Raw genomic sequence first — 15088 nt, 5'->3', positions numbered from 1 at the left:
TTTCGGACGACCCCGACAAGCCAGCAATCCAAGCGCGAAACCCCTTGTATGTATACGTTCGTGCACGACTCAGGTGCGGCTCATAGGCTCGGTCCAATTCGCTCAAATATTGAGCGCGCGCCCTTAGCTGCGCTCAATTCGGCGGCACCGCCTCCGTCATCCCGGTGTTACAGAGGCATTCCAGCCGTCGCCGAATTCACCGCATTCCGGATGCATGTTTCTGTCGCCGCAAAGGAGCCCAGCTATGAGACCAGTCGCGACAGAGCAGAATGGCAAGGCCACGATCGACACCTGCGCGCTTCCCCAGTCGCAGCGTTTCGCTTTCTGGAGTGACGTGGTCTGCGAGAACTTTTCTCCGGCCGCGATGCACGTCCCGGAGAATGCCGACCGGAGCAAGTTCAGCGCCTGGATGGAACGGCGCAGCCTGGCCGGGCTCGGGATCAGCCACATCCGCTCGACGCCGCAGGCCTCGCTGCGCGACCGTGCCTCGATCCGGCGCAATCCGCGCGACTGCTTCTTTCTTGCCTATGCGACCGAGGGACAGGGCCGGTTGCGGCAGGGCGGGCGTGAGACGGTGCAACGCGCTGGCGACTTCATTCTCTACGATTCCGCCCAGCCCTTCGAATACGTCTGGGACATGGACTATGCTGGCTACTGGCTTCGGCTGCCGCGTACCCTGCTGACCAACCGCATCGCCAACGCCGAGGTTATGACCGCGCGCTCGATTTCCACGACGGCGCCAATCGGTCGCCTCGTCGGCGGGTTGATCGAGGAAGCCTACGGGCTCGATCTCTGCGGCGACAATCCGGCATCGCGCCGTGTCGCCTCGTCGCTGATCGACCTCATCGCCGCGGCGTTCGAGGCTCATTCCGGGATCGACCTGGATGACTCGCCACGGCACCAGGGGCTTCTCGACCGGGCCCAGTCCTACATCCTTGCCAACCTCGAGGACTCCGATCTCGATTGCGAGCGGTTGATGTCCGAGCTTGGGGTGTCCCGCCGGACCCTTGCGCGCGTCTTCGCCAAGGCCGAAACCACGCCCGCGAAATGGATCTGGAGCCAGCGGCTCGAGCGGAGCCGGCAAATGATCCTCACCGGAGGCACCCAGCGGGTTACGGATCTCGCGATGGCCTGCGGATTCAGCGACGTCTCGCATTTCTCGCGCGCGTTCAAGTCGCAGTTCGGAATGACCGCTAAGGCTATGATGGACGAGCGCGCCCGCTGAGGCGCACCCGCCCGCCGGTCAGGCGGGATACCGCAAGTGGTGCGACGTGCGCGCCTGGAAGGCCCGCCCGGCCTGCACAAGCGCGGCCTCGCCCTGCAGGGGACCAAGAAGCTGCGCATTGATCGGCATGCCATCCGAATGCAGGCCCACCGGGAACGACAGCGCCGGATGCCCGGACATCGTGTAGGGGCAGGTGAATCTGTGCAGCCCCGAGATGATGCGCGCGCTTGAGCGGGTCATCTCCTCGGACGTCGGGGGCGTGAAGGCCATCGCCGGGGTGGCCACCAGATCGACACTGTCGAACAGCGCCTCGAAGTCGCCCCGGAACGCGTCTCGGCGCATCTGAACGCGCTGAAGCTCCGTCGCCGACAGGCTGCGCCCGCGCTCGATGAGGTCCCTGAGAGCGGGGCCGTAGTTTGCGGCATGCTCGGCATAATCCGCCTCGTGTGCCAGCGCGGTATGCGATGCGCAGACCTCGAACCAGTCCCAGATCATGGCGGTCGGATCGGGGGCCTCGATCTCGGCGATCTCGGCGCCAGCGTCCCTCAGCACGGCCAGCATGTCGTCGAGGGCCCGAAGGTGCTCGGCATCGACATCATCCGCATTCCTGTCCCGATCCACGCCGATGCGCAGTCCCGTCACATCGCGCGGAATCGCCTGCAGGGGAGGCAAGGGCTGGCGCAGGGTCGTGCTGTCTGCTGGGTCGCGCCCGGCCATGATCCACAGCGCCAGCGCGGCATCCTCGACGCTGCGCGCGAGCGGTCCGACGTGATCAAGCGAGGCACCAAGCTCGAACACTCCGGCGCGACTGACGCGTCCCCATGTCGGCTTGAGCCCCGTGACCCCGTTCATCGCCGCTGGGATGCGGATCGAGCCGCCTGTCTCTGACGCCAGACCCATGTAGCACATCCCCGAAACCACGGCGACGGCGCTTCCGGACGACGAGGCGCCGCACCAGCGCGCCGCGTTCCAGGGGTTGCGCGGCGTGCCGAAATGGGTGTGCTCGGCGTAAACGCCTTCGGTCAGGTTGGTCTTGCCGAGCATAATCGCGCCAGCCTGCTGAAGTCGCGCGACGGCGGTGGCGGTGCCCCGAGCTGTATGGGTCCGGCGGTGTCCCATGCCGCCTGTCGTCGGCAGGCCGGCAATGTCGTAAATGTCTTTCACGGCGATCGGAATGCCGGTCAGGACAGGGGCGTCCGCACGCATCTTGTCGAGGGTGCGGTCGGCCGCTTCCGCCTGCGCCAGCGCCGTCTCGGTTTCGACGCGGATGAACGCGCCGAGCTCGGCGCGCGCCGCGATGCGATCGAGCATGGTCCGCGTGACGTCCACCGAGCGAAGCTCGCGCCGTGCCAACCGCGCGCGCAGGCTGGTGATCGTGTCGAAGGCAAAATCCATGTGGCTCTCCTGTTCCGCTGGCTTCTGGTCACACGTGTTGACCGGCGGCTTTCGCACCCGACAAGCGCGAAACAGAGGTTGGCCCGCGCAGCCATGAAGATTGGCAGGACCAGCAAAGACGCGCCCGCGTCTGCCGGGTAGCTGTTGCTCAATTCGAGCAATTTCAGGAATCCGCCGATGGCCGTGCACGCACCCACCAAAGAGGAACTGAAGAAGACCGCTGCCGGCTATGGCATGTCCTTCAGTGACGCCGAACTTGAAGACTACCGCACGGCGATCGCCGCCCGCCTGTCCTCCTACACCGTCGTCGCCGAGATGGCCGACGAGGTGCCGCAGGTGGCCTATCCGCGCACGCCCGGACACCGAGCGCTGCCCGAAGAAAACCCGCACAACGCCTGGTACTGGAAGACCTCCGTCGCCGGTGCGGCGACCGGCAAGCTGAAGGGCAAGCGGGTTTCGCTGAAAGACAACATCATGCTGGCCGGGGTCCCCATGATGAACGGCACGCCCCACCTCGAGGGCTACGTACCCGAGTTCGACGCACCGATCGTGACGCGCATGCTCGACGAAGGGGCCGAGATCGCCGGGAAGGCACATTGCGAGCTGCTTTGCATGACCGGCAGTTCCTTCACCAACGCAACCGGCCACGTGCACAACCCCTGGCGTCACGGGTATTCGGCGGGAGGCTCGTCTTCGGGCTCGGCCGTCACCGTGGCCACCGGCGAGGTCGACATGTCCATCGGCTGCGACCAGGGCGGCTCGATCCGCATGCCCTCGTCGTTCTGCGGCATCTACGGGATGAAGCCGACGCACGGCCTCGTGCCCTACACCGGGATCATGCCGATCGAGATCGAGATCGATCACGCTGGGCCAATGACCCGCACCGTCGAGGACAATGCGCTGCTGCTCGAAGTCATCGCCGGTGACGACGGCTACGACCCGCGCATCAAGGCTCCCGAGGTCAAACAATACACCAAGGCGCTGACCGGCGACGTCAAGGGCCTGAAGATCGGCGTTCTCAAGGAAGGTTTCGAGAGCATCTTCGCCGATCCCGCGGTGAACGAGAAGGTCCGCGCCGCGGCCAAGCGGCTCGAAGCGCTCGGGGCGAAGGTGACCGAGGTCTCGATCCCGATGCATCTCAAGGCCGGCGCGATCTTCGAGCCGATCGTCACCGAGGGTGCCTTCACCACGATGTTCGAGGGCGATGGCTACGGTGCGTCGCGTCGCGATCTCTATGCCGTCTCGATGATGGATCACTACCGCGGCTGGCGCCGCTCGGCGGACGATCTGTCGCCGACCGCGAAGATCGCCCTGCTGGCCGGGCGTTACGTGACGCAGAAATACGGAACCCGCTACTACGGCAAGGCGATGAACATCAGCCGCCGCCTGCGCGCCACCTATGATGCGCAGCTTGCGCAGGTTGACCTGCTGCTCATGCCGACCACGGCGGTCACCGCGCAGAAATTCCCCGAGCCGGGTGCCTCGCTGGCCGAGGTGGTGACCCACGCGCATCAGCCGGTGGCGATCACCTGTCCTTTCGACATCACCCACCACCCGGCGATGTCGGTGCCCTGCGGCCTTTCCGACGGCCTGCCGGTCGGGATGATGCTGGTCGGGCGTCATTTCGACGAGGAGACCATCTATCGCGCCGCGCATGCCTTCGAGCAATCCGGCGACTGGAAGACATTCTGAACCGGAGCGCGGCGCACAGGATCAAGGCGATTGACCAACCTGGCAAAGCAGCCTCTTGGTCCCCGCGCTAACGTAACGAGAAGGCGACCCTGGGTAAGCCGCGGTCGCGGAAACAGACCAAAGAACTGGATCGAGACATGTCGGATCATTCTCACGGGACCATGCCACCGGAGGCACTCGCTCTCAGAGCGAAGGCCATGGAGCAACTGATGATCGAGAAGGGCCTGCTGCGTGAAGGCGCGGTCGACGCGATTGTCGAGGTCTTCGAGCATGAGCTTGGCCCCAAGAACGGGGCAAAGGTCGTGGCCCGTGCCTGGACCGACCCGGAGTACAAGGCGCGCCTGATCGCAGACGGTCCGGCGGCGATCCTCGAGCTGGGGTTCTCGGGCATGGAAGGGGCGCATATGCTCGTCTGCGAGAACACCCCGCAGGTGCACAATGTGATCGTTTGCACGCTCTGCTCCTGCTACCCGTGGCCGGTGCTGGGTCTGCCGCCGATGTGGTACAAAACCGCCGCCTACCGCTCGCGCGTGGTGATCGAACCGCGCGCGGTGCTCAAGGAATTCGATCTCGAGATCCCCGACGACGTGGAGGTGCGCGTCTGGGACAGCAACAACGAGCTGCGCTACTTCGTGCTGCCTGAACGCCCCGCCGGCACCGAGGGCTGGAGCGCCGAACAGCTTGAGAAGCTAGTCACCCGCAACTCGATGATCGGCACCGGCCTGCCGCTGACCCCCGAAGAACTCGAAGGGGGCGCGGCATGAACAACGTCCATGATTTCGGCGGCATGCAGGGCTACGGCCCGGTTGTGCCGGATGTCGACGAGCCCCTCTTCGCCGAAGAATGGGAGCGCGGGGCCTTCGCGCTCAACCTCCTGCTTCAGGTCGTGGGACTGTTCAACGCCGACCAGTCTCGGCACGCCATGGAGAAGATCCCGGCCATCCACTACCTGATCTCGCCCTATTACCTGCACTGGATGGACAGCTACGAGGCGATCCTTCTCGAGAAGGGCGTCGTCACGGCGCGCGAGTTGGAGACCGGGATCTCTGAAGGTCCGGCGCCGGAATGGGCCCGCGCTGTGCCGCCTCCGCCGAACGAAAAGATGGGCGAGGTCGTCAGGCAGCCTCACGACGCGCGTGGTGAGGCGTCCGGTCCCCGCCGTTTCGCCGAGGGTGACAAGGTGCGGGCCCGGAACATCAATCCTAAGGGGCACACCCGGCTGCCACGGTACATCCGCGGACACGTCGGCACGGTCGTCGCCGCGCGGGATGCCTATGCCTATGCCGACCAGCGCGCCCACACCGAGGGCGAGGATCCGCAGTGGGTGTACTCGGTCCGCTTCGAGGGCGCAGAGCTCTGGGGGCCCGACGCCGGGGTAAAAGACGCCGTCTACATCGACCTTTACCAGCCCTACATCGAGCCCGCCTGAAGCCTGCCCGGCGCAGGAGCCTGCCGCGAGGAACCGCCATGAAAGATCAGCCCCAGTCTATCGGCCACCGCATCACGCTGCAGGATGTCTGCGACGAGATCGCTGCATCCGGCCTCCCGGCCTGCGCCAAGCGGCTGCAGGATATCGCCGCCGCGAACCCGCTGAACGCGACGACGCAGGTGCAGACATCTCTTCCGACGCACCTGCAGGGCCCGCTTGCCGGGGTCGCGATCGCGGTGAAGGACAATATCGACGTGGCCGGCTTCGCCACCACCGGGGCCTCGCCCGCGCTGCGCCACAACCGTCCCGCTTCGGATGCGCCGGTGGTCGCGCGGCTGCGGGCGGCGGGAGCCTGGGTGCCGGCAAAGCTCAACATGCACGAGCTGGCCTTCGGGATCACCTCCGACAACATGGCCTATGGCCGGGTCATCAACCCCTATGACGCGGACCGCACCGCGGGTGGCTCCTCGGGTGGGTCGGGCGCGGCCGTGGCGGCCGGCGTGGTCCCTGCCGCCCTGGGCACCGATACCGGCGCCTCGGTGCGGATCCCGGCGGCATTCTGCGGAACCGTGGGCCTGCGTCCTTCGACCGGGCGCTATTCGACCGAGGGGGTTCTGGCGATCTCCTTCATGCGCGACACGATCGGCGTCCTGGCCAACACGGTTGCCGACGTCGCCGAGATCGACGCGGTGATCTGCCCCGATGACGCCGCGCTGCCAGAACTGCCCGAGCGGCCCATCCGTCTTGGCCTTCCTGCCGATGCCCTGCCGGGCTACTGCACCGCGACCGAGAAGCGGTTCCGCGAGGTGCTGGCACAGCTCGAGGCCTCGGGGACCGTCGAGGTGGTGCCGCTGCCGGAGCTTGGCTACGAGACCATCCAGGCGGAGCTCGATGCGCCCACGGCGCAGACCGAAGCCCTGCAGTTCTGGCAGGAATTTTGCGCCGGAACGCTTGGCATCACGCTCGCGGAATTTCGCGAGGGGCTCGCCAGCCCCGACGTGATCGAGATCTTTGCCACCATGCAAGCCGCCGCGGACGCCGGCGCCGAGACCTACCGTGCGCTGGTGCGGGGCGGGCGCGCGGCACTGCAGGCCCGCATCGGCAGCCTGTTTCCGACCTTCGGCATCGACCTCATCGTCGCGCCCACCTCTCCGGTCCAGCCGCCGAAGCTGGCCGACTACCTCGAGATTTCGGTCAGGGATGAAAAACGGCCCACGCTCCCTGTGGTCGTGCAGAACACCGCCCTGGCCACAATCGTCGGAACCCCCTCGCTCTCGGTTCCGGCGGGTCTCGATGCGGACTCCCTCCCTGTCGGCTTGATGCTGGAGGCGCCGATCGGTTGCGATCGCCGTCTGTTGGCACTGGCCGTCCGCATCGAGGCCGACCTGTCCCGCGCCCATTAATCAAAGGCGCGGACCCTCAAAAGAAATACAGCCAACACGGAGAACTCCCATGACCAACACCTCGATCCTCAAGCTTTCCGGCAGCTGGTTCGCTGCCGCCGCCGTCGCCATGTCCATGGCAAGCGCCGTCCAAGCCCAGGACGCCCCCACCGAAATGGGCGAGGGTGCCGACATCACCTCCATGTGCGGCGACAAGCCCGCGCGCGTCGCGCTCATCGACGGGATCGGCGGCGACACCTGGCGCCGCACCGTCGAGCAGGAACTGCGCAACGAAGCCGCCAAATGCCCCAATGTGACCGAGGTGCGCTATTCCGACGCCGGTGGCGACGCCCAGAAGTTCAACAGCGACATCAACAGCTTCGTCGCCCAGGGCTTTGACATCATCATTCCGTTCGCGGATTTCGCCGATGCGTCGATCCCCGCCTTCCGCTCGGCCACCCGCGACGGCGTGACGATGGTGCCCTATTTCTCGAAACTCAGCGGCACGCCGGGACGCGACTACGTCGCCAACGTCTATCAGGACCAGACCGTGGCCGGCAGCCTCTGGGGCGAGTGGATCGGCGAGAACCTCGGCGATGCCAAGATCGTCATGCTGGGCGGCATGCCGGGTGCCGCCTCCTCGACCAATTTCTTCAACGGCTTGAAGGAGGGTATCGCCGAATATGACGGCGTCGAGCTGCTGCAGGACAGCTATGTAACGACCAACTGGAACATGGCCGACGCGCAGCGCGCCACCGCCGGCCTGATCGCAACCTACCCCGAGATCGATGCCATCGTGACCGACCACGGTCCGGCAGCGGTCGCGGCAGTGAACGCCTTCCAGCAGGCCGGCGAAGAGGTGCCCGCGATCCTCACCATCGCCTCGGGCAACGAGCTGAACTGCAAGTGGGCCGAAGACAAGGAGGCCGGCAAGGGCTGGGACTTCTTCTCGCTCGACGGGACGACGACCATCGTGCGCTTCGCCTTCCGTCGCGCCTTGGCCGAGTTCGAGGGCACCGAGAACCCCGAAGGCACGGTGCTGGTGCCCTATGTGTCGAACGACAGCTTCAAGGACATCTCGCTTGGCTGCAACACCGACCTGCCGCCCGACGCGGACTTGAGCTCGCTTCTCTCCGAGGACGAACTCAAGAAAGTCTTCGGCTGGAACTGATCCGATGACCGCTTCACTCTCCCAAACCGATGCCCTCCTCCTGGAGGGCATCACCAAGCGCTTCGGCCCGGTGACCGCGCTCGACGACGTGTCCCTGACGGTCCGCGCTGGCGAGATCCACGCGCTCGTCGGTGAGAACGGCGCCGGCAAATCCACGCTGATGGCGGTCGCCAGCGGCGCGCTAGAGCCTGACGAAGGGACCGTGCGCTTTTTCGGTGAAGCGCTCAGTGCCGACCCCGGCGAGACCCGTGAACGGGGTCTCGCCATCGTGCGTCAGGAGCCCTCCCTGATGCCCGACCTGACCGTCGCCGAGAACATCCATATGGGCCTGCCCAAGCACCTGCGTCCAGCAGTCGGCGAGTTGGAAGGCTTTGTCCGCGAGCGGCTGGCCAACTGGCATGCAGACACCGGCATCGATCCGCATGCGCGGGTCGAAAGCCTGCTGCCCGAGAAACGCTTCATCGTCGAGATCGTGAAAGCGATCGCCTGCCAGCCGAAGCTGCTGGTCCTGGATGAGCCCACCGAGCATCTGACCGGGCGCGACGTGGTCCGCCTGTTCGAGATTGTACGCGATCTGGCGGCGAAAGGTTGCGCCGTGGTCTACATCTCGCACCGCATCCGCGAAGTCCGGCAAATCGCCGAGCGGATCTCGGTGCTGCGCAACGGCCGTCAAGTCGGCACGCGTCCGGCCACCAACCTGTCGGAAGAAGAAATCATCACGATGATCGTCGGTCGCCGCGTCGAGCGGCCGTTCCCGCCCAAGCTGCGCCCCTCGGGAAAGCCCGAGCGGATTTTCGAACTGAACGGCGTTTCGGGACCGGGCTTTCGGGACATCGTCATGCGGATTGATCGCGGCGAGATCGTCGGCCTGGCCGGGATCGACGGCCATGGCCAGCGCGAACTCATGCGTGCGCTCGCCGGCCAGAAGCCCATCGAAGGGCCGATCAACGTCGCCGACCACGTGGTGAAGATCCGCTCGCCCAAGGACGCGCGCAAGGCGGGCATCCGCTTCGTCCCGGGCGACCGTCACCGTGAAGGGCTGCTCCCCGGCCTGTCGGTGCGCGAAAACTTCTCCGTGCGCTCGATCGAGAAGGACGCGCGCGGCGGCTTCATCAGCGCCGCTGCGGAAAAGCGCCGCGCGCGCGAGGATCTGGCGCGTCTCGACGTCAAGATGGCCGGCATCGAAGCGCCGATTTCCTCTCTTTCGGGCGGCAACGCGCAGAAGGTCGTGCTGACCAGCGTGCTTGCGGGCGATCCCGAGGTGCTGCTGCTCGACGAACCGACGCAGGGCGTCGATGTCGGAGCCCGCGCCGAGATCTACCAGGTCATGCGCAAGGCCGCGGAGGAGGGGATGAGCCAGATCGTCTGCTCGTCCGACCGCGCCGAACTGGTCGGCCTCTGCGACCGAATCTACGTGTTCTCGCGCGGCGAGATCGTCGCTGAACTCAAGGGCGACGCGGTCAATGACGAAGCCATCGCCCAGGCGATGATGACCGCGACGAATGCGCGTGCAGGCGTGCGCGAGGCAGGCGGCAAGCTCGCGCGCCTTGGCAGTTCCGACTGGGCGCCGTTCTGGATGCTCATCGCCGCGACCCTGATCCTGGGCTCCGTCGCGGGCTGGGTGAACCCCTACTTCCTGACCGAGCGGTCGCTTACCAACCTGATGGCGATGACCGCGACGTTGGCGATGGTGGCCTACGGCCAGCAGCTCCTCATGCTGACCGGCGGAATCGACCTGTCGGTCGGGCCGCTCATGGGGCTCTGCGCGGTGGTGGGCTCGTTCTTCCTGTCGGGCGACCCTTGGCTGCTGCCGTCGCTGGGCTGGCTTTCTATCATCCTCGTCGCGGCCTGCGTGGGTGCTGTGAACTTCCTGCTCGTCGGGCCGCTGAAGCTGCACCCGATGGTCGCGACGCTGGCCACCTACATGGCGGTGCAGGCGGTTTCGCTGCTGCTCCGGCCGGTGCCCGGCGGGATGACCGATTTCGGCGTGCTCGATGCGCTCGGCTTCGACATATGGGTGATCCCCGCAACTTTCATCGTCGCCATCGTCGTGGGGATCGTTCTCGACGTCTTCTTGCTGCGCTCCGGCAAGGGCATCCGCTGGCGGGGTTTCGGCTCGAACGCAGAGGCAGCCCGCGTGGCCGGCGTCACACCGCTGCTGACGCAATTCGCGGCCTATGTGGGCTGTTCGGTGCTGACCGCTTTCGCGGCGATCATGATGATCGAACAGGTCGCCATCGGCGATCCACGCGCAGGCATGGGCTACACGCTGACCTCAATCGCCTCGGTGGTGATCGGCGGAACCAGCCTTATGGGCGGGCGCGGCCTCTTCCTCGGCTCACTGCTCGGGGCGGTGTTCATCACCCTCGTCAACTCGGCGGCCACCTTCCTGCAGCTCGACTCGGCCTGGCAGAACTACTTGCTCGGCGGGTTGATCATCCTTGCGGTGGCCTTCTACTCCTTCAGCAGATCCAAGGCGGTGTCCGTATGAGCAACTCAGGTACAGTGACCGAAGCCGGTGGGCCGGCCCGCAAGCTTCCCTTCGCCAACATGTCGGAATTCGCATGGGTCTGGATCCCGCTGGTGCTGGTGTTCGCCGCCAGCATGGTGCTGGCCCCCGGCACCATGCGCTGGCCCGCCCTGCTGGGCATGCTGCCCTTCGCCGCGATGCTCGCCGTCGTTGCCGCAGGGCAGACTATCATCATTCAGCAGCGCGGGATGGACCTCTCGTCGGGCGCGATCATGACCGTCGGCGGCCTTGCAGTGTCGCGGGTCTATCTCGAGACGCAATCGCTGACACTTGCGCTGGTGGCGGCCGTCGTGCTTTGCGCCGTGCTGGGGCTGATCAACGGGATCGCCGTCTCTGTCCTCCGGATCACGCCGATCGTGGCCACGCTGGCCACCGGTGCCATCTATGCCGGGCTTGCGCGCCACATCTCGAACGGTAACTCGATCTCGGCGCCGGGCCCGCTTGCGGACTTCGTGCACATGAAGCTCGCCGGGCTGCCGGCGATCCTGATCCTGGCGTTCATCGTGGTCGCAGCCATCGCCGGAATCATCCGCTACACACCGCTAGGACGACGTTTTACCGCGGTCGGTGCCAGCCCGGCCGCAGCGACCGCCGCAGGATTCCCGGCGATGCCCTACCTGGTGGGGACCTACGCGGTCGGAGCGATGTTCTTCGGACTCGGAGGCATTCTCTTCACCGGCTTCATCAACTCGGCGACCATCACCGCGGGCGACGACTACCTGCTGCCGTCGATCGCCGCGGTGGTCGTGGGAGGAACGCCCTTCACCGGTGGCAAGGGCAGCATCGTGGCCAGCGCGATTGCCGCGATCTTCATGACGCAGCTCGGCCAGATGGTGCTTGCCATGGGCGCCGGCACCCCGGCGCAATACCTGGTTCAGGCGGCGGTGATCGTCCTTGCGCTCGCGGGCCCGCGGCTGGTGAAACTGGTCAGGAAGTGACGGCATCCTGACCGCACGCTCAGAGGGGCCCCGCCACAAATGGCGGGGCCCCTCTTTTTTGGCGCATGCATGTCCGCATGGAACAATCTCTTTGGCCCGCCCGGTAAAGCAGGCATCTGACCGTCGGATACTCTGCATCACAGGCGAGCCATGCATGCTCGGCCGCGCACGCGGCTCCGGCCCGAACGTCGGACCCACGACAGACAACCAACAGTGGAGCTTGCTAAAATGATCCGATCCAACAGTCTCAAGTTGACCGCCGCCGTGCTCGCGCTGGGGGCCGCGACAGCCGGTCAGGCACAGGAAGGCCAGACCGAAATGGGCGAAGGCGCCGACATCGCCACCATGTGCGGCGACAAGCCCGTGCGCGTGGCCCTCGCCGATGGCATGGGCGGCAACACATGGCGCCGCACCGCCGAGCAGGAGTTCCGCAGCGAAGCGGCAAAATGCGCGAATATCACCGAGGTACGCCACTCTGACGCCCAGGGCGATGCGCAGAAATACAACAGCGACATCAACAGCTTCGTGGCGCAGGGTTTCGACATTATCATTGGCCATTCCGGCGATTTCGGCGACGCCTCGATCCCGGCCTATCGCGCCGCGACCCGCGCTGGGGCAACGATGGTGCCCTATTTCGGCAAGCTGACCGGCACCGACGGGCGCGACTACACGGTGAACATCTACCAAGATCAGACGGTGGCCGGACACCTCTGGGCAGACTGGATCGGCGAGCACTTCGAAGACGCTAAAATCGTGTTCATGGGCGGCCTGCCCGGCGCGGCCTCGTCCGACAACTTCTTCAACGGCCTCAAGGAAGGCATGAAAAGCAACCCGGGCATCGAACTGCTGCAGGACGACTACGTGGTCACCAACTGGAACATGGCCGATGCACAGCGCGCAGCGGCGGGGCTGATCGCGACCTTTCCCGAGATCGACGCCATCGTGACCGATTACGGCCCGGCGTCGCTGGCTGCGGTCAACGCCTACCAGCAAGCCGGCGAGAAGGTTCCCGCGATGCTGACCATCGCTTCGGGCAACGAGCTGAACTGCAAGTGGGAAGCCGACCAGGAGGCCGGGCAGGGGTGGGACTACTATTCCCTCGACGGCACCACGACGATCATCCGTTTCGCCCTGCGGCGCGCGATGGCGGAATTCCAGGGCACCGAGAACCCCGAGAGCCTCGAACTCTACCCCTATGTTTCGAATGACAGTTTCGCGAAGGTCTTTCTTGGCTGCGACAGCTCGCTTCCGCCCGATGCGGATCTCAGCTCGCTGCTGACCGACGAGGAACTGAAATCGGTTTTCGGCTACAACTGATCGACGCGGCGCAGCGGCCTTTCTGCTGCGCCGCTATTTTCCCCGAGCGGCGATCATGGCTTTGGCGGTCACGCCGTATCGGGCTTTGAAAGCGCGCGAAAAATGCGACAGGTTGCTGAAGCCGCTGGCCACGGCCACATCGGTTACCCGCACACCCTGTCCGGACGCGATCAACTCGTGGCTCTGCCTGAGGCGTTGTTCCCACATCCAGCTGATCGGCGTCGCGCCTTGCTGCGCGAAAAGGCGTGTCAGCGTCCTGCGTGACACGCCGAGGTCGTGGCACAGCCTGTCGCAATCGAGATCGGTGTCTTCGAGGTTGGCAAGAATATGCGATCGTGCGCGGTCCAGCAGGTTCATGTGTCGCGGGTCCTGCGCGGGATCGAGCCCGGCATGCCCTTCGAACGCGGCTGCGAGAACCTCGACCAGCGACGAGGCGACCCGGCGCATGGTCGCCGCGGGACATTGCAGCTCGAGCCTGTAGTTTTCCTGGATGAGGTTCCCCAGAAGCCGCCCCATCGGTTGCTGCGTGCTGATGGGGCGCGCGGTCATCGCCCGGGCCTGAGGCATCCGGCCAAGCAGCAGCGGCCCGGGCAAGCGCAGCCAGTACCCACCATAGCTGCTGTCCCACTGGTACTCGAAGGGCTCCTCCGAGCTGTAGATCAGGATGTCGCCCGCGGTCTGAACGGTTTCACGCCCGCCCTGCCGCAGGCGTCCGCGTCCATGAGTGAGATAGGACAGAAAGAAGCAGTCGAGCGGCTTGCGCCGCACCGCGTTCCCGTCGCGGCGGGTGATGTGCGGCGTTGCCTCGACCCGGCTCATGCCCACGGGACCGAGGCTGCGCTGCAGCGTCGTCGCGCTGAAATCCCGGCCCTCGTCTGCAGGCAGTGAAACCGTTGCCGGAGAGAAATGGTCGCAGACCACGTCGTTCCAGAAGGCCACCCGTTCATCCGGAGCAAATGGCTGTGTGCTGAATTGCGTGACGGGCCGGAGCGGAGCGGGCGGCGTGGAGACGATGGTTTGGCGCATTTCAGATCATCCGCGGGAAGGGCTCTCTGGGGAACGGAACGGCAGTCAGACGCGCGTGCAGGGAGGCAGATCTCTGCGATCGGCCAAAATGCCGAGGTTGTGTTCGCGGGATCGTCCGCCAGTTGCGCTGGCTTACTCGGCTGCGACGCGCCCCTCCGCGCCGGCATTCAGCAGGGCGACAACCTCCTGCGTGCTACGGACATCGGCATAAACCGAATAGAGGCTGTCGAGCGTGCCATTGTGTTCCTCGTCGTTGAGCGCGGCGTTGCCGTCCGAGACAAAGATCACCTTGTAGCTAAGCTGATGCGCATCGCGGGCGGTCGCCTCCGAGCAGCAGTTGGTCACCGTGCCCGTGACAAGCACGGTGTCGACGTCGAGGCCCTGCAGGACGTCGTGCAGATCGCAGGTGCCTTGGATGAAGCCGCTGAAGCGTGTCTTGTCGAGCACCGGCTCGCCCTCGGCCACGTCCAGGCCTGGCCAGAGCGCATGGTCATGCGCGCCCGCGGTGAAACCCTTCATAAGACCTTCGGAAAAGGGCGTGCCGAGCATGGAGCCGTACCAGCTGGTCCAGGGCCGCGCTTCGTTGGCATCATAGGTGTAGCGCAGGAAGACATTGGTCCCCCCCGCCGCTCGGACCGCGCGCGACAGCGCGTTCACATTTGGCACGATGTCCCGCGCCGCCGGCACCTCGGAAACGGCCCCCACTTCCATGAAACCATTCTGCAGGTCGACGACGACATGCGCCGTCCGGGCCGGATCGATTGCCTCGAATGCGTGATCGCGCCCACCGCGGTTGGTCTTGCCCCGTTCGAGGGCGGCAGGCGACATCTTGATCCAGTGCATCTGGTTTTCCTTGCTGGGTCAGGCGCGGCGCGCGCCGGATTCGTCAAAAGCTTGTCCGACAATAGCGAGTCGATTTGTCTTTTGCACGCAGCTATAGCAACAAGCCCGCGGTCTGCATTGCCCCGTGGCCCGAAAAACGT

The 15088-nt window shown here is 65.7% G+C and carries 12 protein-coding genes; 9 read left to right on the top strand and 3 right to left on the bottom strand.

All coding sequences use genetic code 11. The features are described from left to right. Window positions 1-244: 244 nt before the first annotated feature. Window positions 245-1225, top strand: a complete 981-nt coding sequence (locus ACXAD2_RS04425) for an AraC-like ligand-binding domain-containing protein (RefSeq protein WP_475167395.1) — start codon at window positions 245-247, stop codon at window positions 1223-1225. An 18-nt stretch (window positions 1226-1243) separates the two neighbouring features. Here the strand turns inward: ACXAD2_RS04425 and ACXAD2_RS04420 are convergent, their stop codons facing one another. Further along, a complete protein-coding gene (locus ACXAD2_RS04420) occupies window positions 1244-2620 on the bottom strand; it encodes an amidase (RefSeq protein ID WP_475167393.1) in 1377 nt (458 codons plus the stop codon). Window positions 2621-2797: 177 nt separating this feature from the next. On the opposite strand from ACXAD2_RS04420, the gene ACXAD2_RS04415 reads away from it, so the two are divergent. The 8 genes from ACXAD2_RS04415 (at window position 2798) to ACXAD2_RS04380 (ending at window position 13079) form a co-directional block, all read left to right on the top strand. Then, on the top strand, window positions 2798-4312 hold the full coding sequence (locus tag ACXAD2_RS04415) for an amidase (protein WP_475167391.1): 1515 nt from the start codon (window positions 2798-2800) through the stop codon (window positions 4310-4312). A gap of 137 nt (window positions 4313-4449) precedes the next feature. Further along, complete coding sequence (nthA, locus tag ACXAD2_RS04410; RefSeq protein ID WP_475167389.1) at window positions 4450-5076, top strand: nitrile hydratase subunit alpha; 627 nt, start codon at window positions 4450-4452, stop codon at window positions 5074-5076. Next, entirely contained in the window at window positions 5073-5741 is a 669-nt protein-coding gene (gene nthB / locus ACXAD2_RS04405; protein ID WP_475167386.1) for a nitrile hydratase subunit beta, read from the top strand. The genes nthA and nthB overlap by 4 nt, the downstream gene beginning before the upstream one ends. Before the next feature lie 38 nt (window positions 5742-5779). Further along, a complete protein-coding gene (locus tag ACXAD2_RS04400; protein ID WP_475167383.1) occupies window positions 5780-7144 on the top strand; it encodes an amidase family protein in 1365 nt (454 codons plus the stop codon). A gap of 49 nt (window positions 7145-7193) precedes the next feature. Then, window positions 7194-8294 carry a substrate-binding domain-containing protein gene (locus tag ACXAD2_RS04395; protein ID WP_475167381.1) on the top strand — a complete coding sequence of 367 codons (1101 nt, stop codon included), beginning with the start codon at window positions 7194-7196 and terminating at the stop codon, window positions 8292-8294. 4 nt (window positions 8295-8298) lie between these two features. Next, window positions 8299-10785 (top strand): ATP-binding cassette domain-containing protein, encoded by a 2487-nt coding sequence (locus tag ACXAD2_RS04390; RefSeq protein WP_475167378.1) that lies wholly within the window; start codon window positions 8299-8301, stop codon window positions 10783-10785. Next, on the top strand, window positions 10782-11762 hold the full coding sequence (locus ACXAD2_RS04385; protein ID WP_475167376.1) for an ABC transporter permease: 981 nt from the start codon (window positions 10782-10784) through the stop codon (window positions 11760-11762). The genes ACXAD2_RS04390 and ACXAD2_RS04385 overlap by 4 nt, the downstream gene beginning before the upstream one ends. A 228-nt stretch (window positions 11763-11990) precedes the next feature. After that, entirely contained in the window at window positions 11991-13079 is a 1089-nt protein-coding gene (locus ACXAD2_RS04380; RefSeq protein WP_475167372.1) for a substrate-binding domain-containing protein, read from the top strand. 33 nt (window positions 13080-13112) lie between these two features. Here ACXAD2_RS04380 and ACXAD2_RS04375 read toward each other — a convergent pair whose 3' ends face one another. After that, complete coding sequence (locus ACXAD2_RS04375; RefSeq protein ID WP_475167370.1) at window positions 13113-14105, bottom strand: AraC-like ligand-binding domain-containing protein; 993 nt, start codon at window positions 14103-14105, stop codon at window positions 13113-13115. Window positions 14106-14237: 132 nt separating this feature from the next. Continuing rightward, the gene (locus tag ACXAD2_RS04370; RefSeq protein WP_475167368.1) at window positions 14238-14948 is read right to left on the bottom strand and encodes an isochorismatase family protein; all 711 of its coding nucleotides are present in this window, start codon (window positions 14946-14948) and stop codon (window positions 14238-14240) included. Window positions 14949-15088: the final 140 nt, after the last annotated feature.

Source organism: Salipiger sp. ABN3_019, assembly GCF_056158605.1.
Note: the sequence above shows the minus strand (reverse complement) of the source record. Positions and strands in the feature narration are given on the sequence as shown.

What these genes read in the sequence shown, in the direction of transcription:
- ACXAD2_RS04425 (WP_475167395.1), top strand. Translation starts at nt 245, where the DNA reads ATGAGACCAGTCGCGACAGAGCAGAATGGCAAGGCCACGATCGACACC.
- ACXAD2_RS04420 (WP_475167393.1), bottom strand. Translation starts at nt 2,620, where the DNA reads ATGGATTTTGCCTTCGACACGATCACCAGCCTGCGCGCGCGGTTGGCA.
- ACXAD2_RS04415 (WP_475167391.1), top strand. Translation starts at nt 2,798, where the DNA reads ATGGCCGTGCACGCACCCACCAAAGAGGAACTGAAGAAGACCGCTGCC.
- nthA (WP_475167389.1), top strand. Translation starts at nt 4,450, where the DNA reads ATGTCGGATCATTCTCACGGGACCATGCCACCGGAGGCACTCGCTCTC.
- nthB (WP_475167386.1), top strand. Translation starts at nt 5,073, where the DNA reads ATGAACAACGTCCATGATTTCGGCGGCATGCAGGGCTACGGCCCGGTT.
- ACXAD2_RS04400 (WP_475167383.1), top strand. Translation starts at nt 5,780, where the DNA reads ATGAAAGATCAGCCCCAGTCTATCGGCCACCGCATCACGCTGCAGGAT.
- ACXAD2_RS04395 (WP_475167381.1), top strand. Translation starts at nt 7,194, where the DNA reads ATGACCAACACCTCGATCCTCAAGCTTTCCGGCAGCTGGTTCGCTGCC.
- ACXAD2_RS04390 (WP_475167378.1), top strand. Translation starts at nt 8,299, where the DNA reads ATGACCGCTTCACTCTCCCAAACCGATGCCCTCCTCCTGGAGGGCATC.
- ACXAD2_RS04385 (WP_475167376.1), top strand. Translation starts at nt 10,782, where the DNA reads ATGAGCAACTCAGGTACAGTGACCGAAGCCGGTGGGCCGGCCCGCAAG.
- ACXAD2_RS04380 (WP_475167372.1), top strand. Translation starts at nt 11,991, where the DNA reads ATGATCCGATCCAACAGTCTCAAGTTGACCGCCGCCGTGCTCGCGCTG.
- ACXAD2_RS04375 (WP_475167370.1), bottom strand. Translation starts at nt 14,105, where the DNA reads ATGCGCCAAACCATCGTCTCCACGCCGCCCGCTCCGCTCCGGCCCGTC.
- ACXAD2_RS04370 (WP_475167368.1), bottom strand. Translation starts at nt 14,948, where the DNA reads ATGCACTGGATCAAGATGTCGCCTGCCGCCCTCGAACGGGGCAAGACC.